Annotated in this window: 4 protein-coding genes; all 4 read right to left on the bottom strand. The window is 51.7% G+C overall.

Annotated features, from left to right (window positions below):
• Positions 1 to 283: 283 nt before the first annotated feature.
• The 4 genes from rpsI to Q1L85_RS15940 all read right to left on the bottom strand — a co-directional run bounded on the left by rpsI (position 284) and on the right by Q1L85_RS15940 (position 11,624).
• The gene (rpsI, locus tag Q1L85_RS15955) at positions 284 to 676 is read right to left on the bottom strand and encodes a 30S ribosomal protein S9 (RefSeq protein ID WP_300433583.1); all 393 of its coding nucleotides are present in this window, start codon (positions 674 to 676) and stop codon (positions 284 to 286) included.
• 4 nt (positions 677 to 680) lie between these two features.
• A complete protein-coding gene (rplM, locus tag Q1L85_RS15950; RefSeq protein WP_300433582.1) occupies positions 681 to 1,112 on the bottom strand; it encodes a 50S ribosomal protein L13 in 432 nt (143 codons plus the stop codon).
• A gap of 123 nt (positions 1,113 to 1,235) precedes the next feature.
• The gene (locus tag Q1L85_RS15945; protein ID WP_300433581.1) at positions 1,236 to 1,547 is read right to left on the bottom strand and encodes a hypothetical protein; all 312 of its coding nucleotides are present in this window, start codon (positions 1,545 to 1,547) and stop codon (positions 1,236 to 1,238) included.
• 111 nt (positions 1,548 to 1,658) lie between these two features.
• Positions 1,659 to 11,624 carry a putative Ig domain-containing protein gene (locus Q1L85_RS15940; protein ID WP_300433580.1) on the bottom strand — a complete coding sequence of 3,322 codons (9,966 nt, stop codon included), beginning with the start codon at positions 11,622 to 11,624 and terminating at the stop codon, positions 1,659 to 1,661.
• Between the last annotated feature and the right edge of the window lie 112 nt (positions 11,625 to 11,736).

Below are 11,736 nucleotides of genomic sequence, written 5' to 3'. Positions count from 1 at the left end.
CCGGCAGTCGCGCCGACCAGCAGAGTACGCCGGGCCTTATTCACGCCGTCTTGACTCATTACCATCTTCTCCCATCAAAAAAAATCTTGTGTAGCCGCCTGGTCAGGACTAGGTAGTACGTTTTTTATACAGACCAAGCGTAGCATACAGAGCGGCGCTCATAGTAAAGAAAACAGGGTCAGGAAACAACCTGAAATACCCATAGAACATGGGGTTTTGGGCATAAAAAAAGCGCTTATTGATCTGTGCCAATAAGCGCTCTTTTCTGCTCTGCAGCGTTGTATTAACGCTTGGAGAACTGTGGCTTCTTACGTGCTTTACGCAGACCCACTTTCTTACGTTCAACTTCACGAGCGTCACGAGTAACGTAACCCGCAGCACGCAGTGAAGGACGCAGAGTTTCGTCGTACTGCATCAGGGCACGGGTAATACCGTGACGGATAGCACCGGCCTGGCCGTTGCCACCACCGCCCTGAACGTTAACGATAACGTCGAACTTCTCGAGGCTCTCGGTCAGCTCAAGTGGCTGACGAACAACCATGCGAGCAGTTTCACGACCGAAGTATACGTCCAGAGGACGCTTGTTTACTGTGATGCTGCCAGTACCTGGACGCAGGAAAACACGAGCTGTGGAAGTCTTACGACGACCGGTACCATAGTATTGAGTAACTGCCATCATCTTATCCCAGTTTCAGTTCCTGTGGCTGTTGAGCAGTATGAGGGTGCTCACCGCCAGCATAAACTTTCATTTTCTTGAACATAGCACGGCCAAGAGGATTCTTTGGCAGCATGCCTTTAACAGCAAGTTCGATTACCTGTTCTGGCTTGTAGTCAATCAGCTTTTCAAAAGAGATAGACTTCAGACCACCTGGGTAACCAGTGTGACGATGGTACATCTTATCGCCAGCTTTCTTGCCGGTTACTTTAACTTTGTCTGCGTTGATAACAACGATGTAATCACCGGTGTCTACATGCGGCGTAAACTCAGGCTTGTGCTTGCCTCTCAGGCGGCGAGCAACCTCAGTGGCCAGACGACCCAGCGTTTGATCAGCTGCATCAACAACAAACCACTCACGTTTTACGGTTTCTGGTTTTGCGCTGTAAGTTTTCATCAATTTCTCGCCTTAATTGGCTTGTTGATTCGAAAAGAGGGCGGCATTCTATAAGAGAGATCGGGGTAGTGCAAGAATAAATTCACATCGGAATTGTAAACTGCTCACCCCTGTGTGAGAGGCTCAGTATTGCTCAGGTTCGTGAAGGGTGACCAGGCCCCAGATCAGGCATAACAATGCCGTCATGGCGTCCAGAAGGACCGCAAGACCCATTGCCTGAGAGGTATCTGCCTGTTGATCATACCCGACCTGTTGACCAAGAAAGAAGAATCCGGCGCTGACAAGAAACCCGACAACGAAACAACTGACCAGATAATAGCCCTTGGCATCATCCAGCTTCAGTTTTTCTTTATTCAGCAGCGCCTGCATCCACCAACGTGCTACACCGCAGAACAATAATGCTGTCAGTGCCCCTGATACGAAATACCCTGTCATTGCTCTCTGTTCCTTAATAAAGGGAGATGATCCATGCAGGAAAGTTTAGTTCAGAGTGCAACGTACGCAAGGAAAGTCAGCTGAGTGACTTTCCCGTATCTGAGATGAGATTCAGAAGAAAGACACGACATAACCCAGAGTAAACATCTGAGCATCCGGCGCGTAGTGAGTAAGCAGAAACTCGACTCTTTCATTGTACTTTACTGTGTACTTGGCACCGACAGCGAAGCTTGCTCTGTAGTTGGTGCTTCCTTCGATGTTCAGTCCATCGCCACCGGAGACGTTGCGAAGCCGGTTCATTCCGAAACGGGTCACCAGCCCCCAAAGGCCTTTCCGTACTTCACGCGGATGGTATTCAACGTAGGTACCAAAGCTGCTGTATTGAAACGGCGCTCCATTCACCCGGGCCTGGCCAAGCTCAGTTGCAGTAGCAAGCACACCAAACTGTTCGTTCAGACGATACCCCAGGCTGATCTGTCCACCAATGCCCAGACGACGGTCAAGCTCGAGGTCGTCATTAACGATTTCCGGGGTCAACCAGCTGAACCCCACAGCACCACCAATGTTCAGAGCCGCATGACTGCTCTGCACAGCCCCCATCAGCATGCCTGCCATTAACAGCGAGCGGAAACTCCGCCCCCGCAAGCCCATCAGAAGTACCGCAAGTCCTGCCAGCAGAATACTGCCCATTGATCCACCGCCACTACCTGTACGCACATCGACTCCTTCATTAACTGAAACATCCCGGTCATCCGGCACACCGTCATTGTCATTATCTGGCGCCTGATCAAACGCCCCGTTCGACTGCAGACCATAACCGTCCAGATTATCAAAGGCGTCAAGAATACCATCGCCATCGGAATCAGTACCAGTCACCGCCGTTCCGGTCCAGACTGCATAGGTCGTTCCCGAGTCTGGCAGGTCAAGCAGACTGGATATGGAGGTATCCTGAGGATCCCGCTTACCGTTTTCATCCAGGTCACGGAAGCCTGCTTCGATAAGGTCAATGATACCGTCGTTGTCGGCATCCAGATCACGCCAATTGACCAGACCGTCACTGTCTTTATCCAGCCCCGGATACGCCACTACCAACTCAGCAAGGGTATCTAAGCGGTCGTCGACGCCATCCAGCGGCAACTCATCAATGACACCCTCAGCGAGTTCAAAGCCTCCTTCAGGGGTGGCGTCAAACCAGTCATCAATGCCATCGCCATCAGTATCCGCGCGCTCAAGTCCCAGATAACCGAACAGTTCCAGTCCATCCGTCATGCCGTCATGATCGGAGTCCAGGTCGCGCCAGTCAGCGACACCGTCGCGATCGGTATCGATGTCGTATTCATCGCGCTCATCCGGAACACCGTCGTCGTCTTCATCAAGCGTTCCTTCGACATGATTTGGCAGGCCATCATTATCGTAATCCTGCCCAGCCATGATCACTTCGATCAGTGCTTCAATTTCTTCTGTCGTGTCGATATCTGCGATATCACTCTGCTGCAGAACGGCGTAGTTCAGAATACTGACGATACGGGTCAGGGTCGCCTCAGAAACGAGCGTGACACCAATATTGATGTAATCCTGCGGCGTTGGCTCCTGAGCCGGCACACCACTGAAGAAGTCATCGATAAGTTCCTGAGAGTAGGCTCTTCTCGAGACCACCACACCAGTTGAGTAGGTCAACTGCTGATAGTCACCTGCATCATCGGTATAGGTGACTTTCAGGTTAACTGTCTGACCTACTTCGGCTGAGCCCAGGGTCAGTGTCGCGGAGCTTGATATGCTGTATCCATCAACTCTCCAACTGTAACTGATCTCACCACTGATGCCGTCCGGATCGTCCACGGCAGCGATCAGAGTCTGTCCTTCAACCTCCGTGCCATTTACCACCAGTCGCCCAGGCTCACTGACGACTAACGTCACGGTAAAGGCGACTTCGTACACCCCGTCTGTTGCTACCAGATTGACCACAACCGGCTCACCGACCTGAGGATTAACTGCCAGACGACCGTTGCCATCAACGTAAATCCAGTCCAGCGTCCAATCCGATGCCATGGCAAATGACAGATCGTACCCCCGAGAGTCTTTACCAGTGAGGCTGAACGTCACTTCGCCTCCTCCAGTACGGGCAATATAAGTTACGCCTGCGCTGGTGATACTGAAGTTAATATTCACAGCGTCAACAAGACTCTGAATTTCAGCAAGGTCAGCGGCAGACACCGCATTCAGTACGGCGCTCTGATAAGCCGCGATATTTTCTGGATACACATTCGCAAGCCCCGCAACAGACTGGAAGTCAGCGACCGTCAGAGCCTGTGCGGCAGTGCTATCTCCTACTGCCGACGAGATGGTGAAAATCTCCCGGTCCAGCAGTGTCACCAGAATATCGGCCTGCACCTGGTTGCCATAAATTCCATCGTCCACTTCAACAGTCACAACAAAGCTGGTGTCTGCCGTCACAGCATTTCCGTACTGATCTTCGTTCACCGCCTCACTGACGAGGTAAACAGCGCCCATTTCTTCGACTATCTGAAGGTTAGCGTCCGGCAAATCCTGACCCGCAACGATAGAGAAATACACATCATCTCCAGACTGATCTGTCCCCTCCAGCAGACTGCGGATAGCATCGCCTTCGACCAGTGTGATCTCAGTCGGGGCAACAAATTCAGGGGCGTAGTTAACGCTATTTACCAGAGACTGGATCTCGGCAGCAGTATCCAGGTCGTCAGCGGTTAACTGGGCAATAGCCGCCTGGTACTGAGCATTGAGCTCCTGAATCGCACCCGTCACTCCTTCCACCGCATTGAGGTTGGCCGCAGTGACCGTGTTATCCTCATCTCCCGCAGCGCTGCTGATACGATAAATTTCTTTATCAACGACAGTGATGCTCAGAACCACATCAGAAGCGTTCAGGTAGTCATCCGACATACGAACTGTCACTTGTGCAACGCCAACATCTGCATTCGCAGGCGTTCCACCCAGCACATACCCCTCACCCATGCGAACCCAGGCAGGTGCACTGACAATGGCAAAATGCACATCATCATCAGCGGAATCTGTGGCCTGCAGTGGGAAACTCAATGCTTGAGCTTCAACCACGGTAACAGCGGGATCTCCGGTATATTCAGGCTCCGAGTTCACGCTATTAACCAACTGCTGTATTTCTTCTGGGGTATCCAACTCTGCTTCTGTCAGACCCGCTATCAGTTGTTGATACTGCCCTTCCTTAGCTTCGATGGCGCCTGATACACCATCAACAGAGTTGAGGTCGGCGGCAGTCACCAGATAGCCAGGCTCAGTTTCTCCTGCCACCGCTCTGATGCGATAGATCTCGGCATCTATCACCTCAATAGCCAACTGCTGATCGAGGACATTCACCCCATCTGTAGCACTGACTTCCAGTGTCACGAATCCGATATCCTCAGCTTGAGGCACACCGCTCAATGTAGCCGTACCATCAAAGCTCAGCCAGGCGGGCAGGCCACTTACCAGCGTAAACGTCAGGTCATTTCCTTCGGCATCAGTGCCCTCAAACACAAAGCTGAACGATTCCTGCTCGATAGCAAAGGCACTGTCTGGAGAGGTAATCACAGGCTCCGTATTCACCCGATCAACCAACGACTGAATTTCAGCTGGGGTATCAAGTTCTTCGTAGGAAAGCCGCGCAATTGCTGCCTGATATTTGGTGTTGTTTTCAGGCACAGCACCCGAAACACCCTCAACAGCGTTAAGGTCTGCGGCGCCGATAGAGTTCGCTTCACCAGCGGCTGAAGCCACGGTATGAATCTCGGCATCCTGCACTGTGACTGTGATCAGCTGAGTTTCCGTATTCCCGTAGGCATCCCCGGCCTGTACCCGCACAGTAAACGAACCCACCTCAACGTCTGCTGGAGCACCCGAGAGCGAAGCCCGTGCTTCGCCTTCGGCATCCATCGTCTGAGTAAGAGTCACAAAGCCCGCGTTACTATTGTCTTCAACCAGACTGAGCGTCAGACGATCACCAGCATCATCAATAGCAATTACCGTAAATCCGAGATCATCGCCCTCAATCACACTGAAAGCAGCGACTGAAGTGAACTCCGGATCACTGTTGACACTGTTTACCAGAGCGCTGATTTCATCAAAGCTGTCGAGGTCGGCAGGTTGTAACGCAGAGATTGCGTCACGATACTGTGCCTGCCGCGCTGCGATCGCACTATCAATACCTTCAACAGCGTTCAGGTCATCCGCTGTAATGACATTTTCACCGCCGGCAGCCTCTGAAATTTTATTAATTTCCTTGTCCAGTACTCTGATACTGATGGTCTGAGAAACGATATTTCCAAAACCATCGCTGACCTCAACAATTAATGAGAATTGACCGACGTCGCTGTCTGAAGGCGAACCAATTAATGACTGAGGCGACCCTGCAATCAGGCGAACCCAGCCGGGGCGAGGCTGCTCAGGAATCGAGAAGGTAAGCGCATCCCCTGCTGCATCCGTGGCGGTCAGATCAAAAATCAGACTGCTGTCTTCAACAACACGAATCTGCGCAGATGAAGTAATCACAGGAACACTGTTTACACTGTGCACAACCGCCTGAATTTCAGCCGCAGTGTTCAGATCTTCAGCCGTCAGACGCGCAATAACTGCCTGGTACTTACTGTTATTTTCTTCGAGAGCACCAGAAACACCTTCCACTGCATTCAGCTGTGAGGCAGTAATCGTATTGCTCGCACCAGCAGCATCCATAACCGTCTTGAGTTGGGCATCCAGTGCAGTGACGGTGATGGTCTGCTCAACCGTATTTACACCATCGGTAACCTCAACGATAACGGCGAAGCTGACGTCGACGGTGATGGGCTCTCCCGCTGCGTCCGTAGTTACCGCATCGCTGATAAGACGCTGGTTTTCTACCCGGAAACTCGCAGGCAGGGACTGTCCGGCCTTCAGGCTGTATGTCAGGCTATCGCCGTTAGCATCCTGAGCCTCGAGCAACAAAGATACGGAATCGTTTTCTGTGATAGTAAGAGTGTCGGTTGAGACAAACTCAGGAACAGACTCAGCGGTGTTTACCCCTGCGACGAGGGCAATAATCTCCGCAGCAGAATCAAGCTCTTCCGGCGAGGCTTCACCAACGGCAGCCTGATATGCCAACTGATTACCAGCAATGGCGGAAGACTCCATTCCTTCGACCGCGTTCAGTTGAGTAACGGTCACGCCATTGGCAGGATCACCTGCAACACTGCTGATCGCGTAAATTTCAGCGTCGCGGACGGTAACCGTTATCACATCTTCCACCGTGTTCACACCGTCACTCACCTCGACGATCACATCGAAAGCAATATCACTGGTGATGGCAACACCGAACTCATCCGTAAGAACAGAGTCACTCTCAAGAAGGTCTCCGGACACACGGAAGTTCGCAGGTAGTACCTGATCATCTTTCAGGCGGTATGTGAGTTCGTCACCATTATCGTCAGTGGCTGTGAGCGTAAAGGAGGCGCTCTCGCCTTCAATCAGAGTGAAGGCATCGCCTGAGGTGAATTCAGGAATCGAGCGTGCACTGTTGACTGCCTCTACCATGGCGATAATTTCTTCGGAAGTATCGAGGTCCACGGAAGATCGGCTGGCGATAGCAGAACGGTATGCACTCTCATTGTCGGTAATCGCGCGGCCTTCCATTCCGGCAACAGCATTCAGCTGAGCGGCCGTGATCGTATTCGCAGCACCAGCCACTTCACGAATGACCTTAATCTCTTTATCACGAACAGTGACAGTAATCGTCTGAGCAACGACATTGGTTCCATCGGTAACTTCAACAACAACGTCAAAGCTGATGTCATCAGTCACTGGCTGGCCATCTGGAACCTCTGTGAGTAAACCACTACTGAGAGTATTTCCGCTGAGGGTAATACCGGCAGGCAACACCTGACCTTCCTGCAGACTGAAAACGAGTGAGTCGCCAGCAGAATCGGTAGCACTCAGTTGCAGACTGAAACTTTCACCTTCAACAATCACCAGAGAAGTCGCTGAGGTGAACTCAGGAATTGATTCGCCGCTGTTAACGGAATCAACCAGCCCTTGAATTTTTGCAGGCGTATCGAAGTCTTCCGGCGCAAGAGCAGCAATAGCGGCCTGATAGGCTGTCTCGTTTTCTTCAAGTGCTCCAGAGACACCTTCAACTGAGTTTAACTGCGTAGCCGTAAGTAAGTTTTCGGTTCCGGCGGCGTCGCTTACCGTTTTAAGCTCAAGATCCAGCACGGTAACAGTAATCGTCTGCTCGACCGTGCTTGCTCCGTCAGTAACTTCAACAACGACACTAATAACAATATCTGCAGTGATAGCATCGCCGGCTGCATCGGTGATCAGCGCATCTGAACTCAGTTGATCGCCGGATACCGCGATATTTGCTGGCAGAGTCTGGCCAGCTTTGAAGCTGTAAGTCAGCGTATCGCCATTAGAGTCAGTTGCCACCAGAGTGTGGCTGATGCTGTCGTTTTCAGTGATAGTAAACGCCGCATCCGAGGTGAAGACGGGGACAGATTCACCGCTGTTCACAGTATCGATCAGTGCCTGGATTTCAGCCGCAGTGTCGACTTCTTCCGACGTTTTACCGGCCAGAGCCGTTTGATACGCAGCTTCGTTATCAGCGATAGCGCCAGAAACACCTTCAACAGCATTCAGCTGCGCTACGGTAATGGTATTAGTCGTGCCCGCAGCATCCATGATCACCTTGAGTTCTGCATCCAGAACCGTAACAACGATGGTCTGCTCAACAGTGTTGGTGCCGTCAGTGACTTCAACGACAACATTAATAGAGATATCTGCGGTGACGGCATTCCCAGAAGCGTCAGTATTGACTGCATCTGAGCTCAGCTGGTCGCCAGATACTGAGATATTTGCTGGCAGAGTCTGGCCTGATTTGAGGCTGTAAGTCAGCGAATCGCCATTAGAGTCGGTCGCCACCAGAGTGTGGCTGATGCTGTCGCCTTCAGTAATGGTGAAAGCGGCGTCTGAGCTGAACACAGGGACAGACTCATCGCTGTTAACAGTGTCGATCAGAGCCTGGATTTCGGCAGCGGTATCCAGTTCAGTGGCGGACTTGCCAGCAATAGCCGACTGATACGCGGCTTCGTTATCAACAATTGCGCCAGAGACACCTTCAACGGCATTCAGCTGAACGGCGGTAACTGTGTTTGCTGCACCGGCAGCGTCCATGATCGCCTTCAGTTCTGCATCCAGAACCGTAACAACGATGGTCTGCTCGACAGTATTGGTGCCGTCAGTAACTTCGACGACAACATTAATAGAGGTATCTGCGGTAATGGCGTTGCCAGAAGCGTCAGTATTGACTGCATCTGAACCTAACTGGTCACCAGATACTGCGATATTCGCAGGCAAGGTCTGTCCAGACTTGAGGCTGTAAGTCAGCGAATCGCCATTAGAGTCAGTTGCTACCAGAGTGTGACTGATGCTGTCATTTTCAGTGATAGTAAACGCCGCATCCGAGGTGAACACAGGGACAGATTCACCGCTGTTAACAGTGTCGATCAGTGCCTGGATTTCGGCAGCGGTATCCAGTTCAGTGGCAGACTTGCCAGCAATAGCCGACTGATACGCGGCTTCGTTATCGGCGATAGCACCGCTCACACCTTCAACAGCATTCAGCTGAACGGCGGTAACTGTATTTGCTGCACCGGCAGCATCCATGATCGCCTTCAGTTCTGCGTCCAGAACCGTAACAACGATGGTCTGCTCGACAGTATTGGTGCCGTCAGTAACTTCGACGACAACATTAATAGAGGTATCTGCGGTAATGGCGTTGCCAGAAGCGTCAGTATTGACTGCATCTGAGCTCAGCTGGTCGCCAGATACCGCGATATTCGCAGGTAAAGTCTGACCAGCTTTGAGGCTGTAAGTCAGCGCATCGCCATTAGAGTCGCTCGCCACCAGAGTGTGGCTGATGCTGTCGCCTTCAGTAATGGTGAAAGCGGCATCAGAGCTGAACACAGGAACAGATTCATCGCTATTAACGGTGTTTATCAGAGCCTGGATTTCGGCTGGAGTATCTACCTCTGCTGACGTCTTACCCGCCAGAGCCGTTTGATACGCAGTTTCGTTATCAACAATTGCGCCGGAGACACCTTCAACAGCATTCAGCTGAACGGCAGTCACTGTATTTGCTGCACCGGCAGCATCCATGATGGCCTTCAGTTGTGCATCCAGAACTGTGATAACGATGGTCTGTTCGACAGTATTGGTGCCGTCAGTAACTTCAACGACAACATTAATAGAGGTATCTGCTGTAATGACGTTGCCAGAAGCGTCAGTATTGACTGCATCTGAACTCAGTTGATCGCCGGATACTGCGATATTCGCAGGTAAAGTCTGACCAGACTGGAGGCTGTAAATCAGCGCATCGCCATTAGAATCCGTCGCCACCAGAGTGTGGCTGATGCTGTCGTTTTCAGTGATAGTAAACGCCGCATCCGAGGTGAAGACGGGAACAGATTCATCGCTATTGACGGTATCAATAAGCACCTGGATTTCGGCTGGAGTATCTACTTCTTCCGAGGTTTTACCGGCCAGAGCCGTCTGATACGCGGTTTCGTTATCAACAATTGCGCCAGAAACACCTTCAACAGCATTCAGCTGAACGGCGGAGATACCGTTAGTCGCGCCGGCAGCATCCATGATCGCCTTGAGTTCGGCATCCCGAACCGTGATGACGATGGTCTGCTCGACGGTGTTTGTGCCATCAGAGACTTCAACGACAACATTAATAGAGGCATCTGCGGTAATGGCGTTGCCAGAAGCGTCAGTATTGACTGCATCTGAGCTCAGCTGGTCGCCAGATACTGCGATATTTGCTGGCAGAGTCTGACCTGATTTGAGGCTGTAAGTCAGCGTATCGCCATTAGAATCCGTCGCCACCAGAGTGTGGCTGATGCTGTCGTTTTCAGTGATAGTAAACGCCGCATCCGAGGTGAAGACGGGAACAGATTCATCGCTATTGACGGTATCAATAAGCACCTGGATTTCGGCTGGAGTATCTACTTCTTCCGAGGTTTTACCGGCCAGAGCCGTCTGATACGCGGTTTCGTTATCAACAATTGCGCCAGAAACACCTTCAACAGCATTCAGCTGAACGGCGGAGATACCGTTAGTCGCGCCGGCAGCATCCATGATCGCCTTGAGTTCGGCATCCCGAACCGTGATGACTATGGTCTGCTCAACAGTATTAGTGCCGTCAGTGACTTCAACGACAACATTAATAGAGGTATCTGCGGTAATGGCGTCGCCAGAAGTGTCTGTATTGACTGCATCTGAGCTCAGCTGGTCACCGGATACTGCGATATTCGCAGGTAAAGTCTGACCAGACTTGAGGCTATAAGTCAGCGAATCGCCATTAGAGTCGGTCGCCACCAGAGTGTGGCTGATGCTGTCGCCTTCAGTAATAGTGAAAGCGGCATCAGAGCTGAACACAGGCACAGATTCACCGCTGTTGACGGTGTTTATCAACGCCTGAATCTCGGCAGCGGTATCCAGGTCAGTGGCAGACTTGCCAGCGATAGCCGACTGATACGCGGCTTCGTTAGCAACAATTGCGCCGGAGACACTCTCAACAGCGTTCAGGTCTGAAGCAGAAACAGAATTTGCGCCACCAGCAGCATCAGTGACCACTTTGATCTCAGCATCCCGGACGGTGACCGTGATCGTCTGAGGCACCAGTGTTTCGCCATCAGTGACTTCAACACTGATGTCAAAGGTGAAATCTTCAGTAATATCAGCCGCAGCAGGGGTTATGGAGACGGCATCAGATGACAGATCGGCTCCGCTCAAAACCAGCCCTGCTGGATAGGCCTGTCCCGACGGCAGTGAGAAGCTCAGAGGGTCGCCGTCATCATCGCTGGCCGTCAGAGTAAGGCTTAAGGCCTCATCTTCAGTGATTTCTACGGCTGCCGGAGAGGTGAACACAGGGGCTGCTGCGTAGGAGGTTGAGGCAAGAGCCATCAGCAGGGAAGCAGATGCAGCCCCAGGACGGATCAACGATTTGGCCAGGATTTCCAGAATTCCGGTCGGGCCGGTCACCTTCTGCACCACTAACCTCCTTTTAATGAACGAGAGTTAACTCAAAGAATCCGTACTGTAATTCAGTGCAGTTACCTACTCAATAACAACTGTTACCAATGGTTACGTTTGGCAGCATAAA

The sequence above is a fragment of the uncultured Thalassolituus sp. genome (assembly GCF_950066645.1).
GTDB lineage: Bacteria > Pseudomonadota > Gammaproteobacteria > Pseudomonadales > Oceanobacteraceae > Thalassolituus.
Note: the sequence above shows the minus strand (reverse complement) of the source record. Positions and strands in the feature narration are given on the sequence as shown.

Excerpts from the sequence above, each read along its gene's own strand:
- rpsI (WP_300433583.1), bottom strand. The coding sequence starts at position 676 with ATGGCAGTTACTCAATACTATGGTACCGGTCGTCGTAAGACTTCCACA.
- rplM (WP_300433582.1), bottom strand. The coding sequence starts at position 1,112 with ATGAAAACTTACAGCGCAAAACCAGAAACCGTAAAACGTGAGTGGTTT.
- Q1L85_RS15945 (WP_300433581.1), bottom strand. The coding sequence starts at position 1,547 with ATGACAGGGTATTTCGTATCAGGGGCACTGACAGCATTATTGTTCTGC.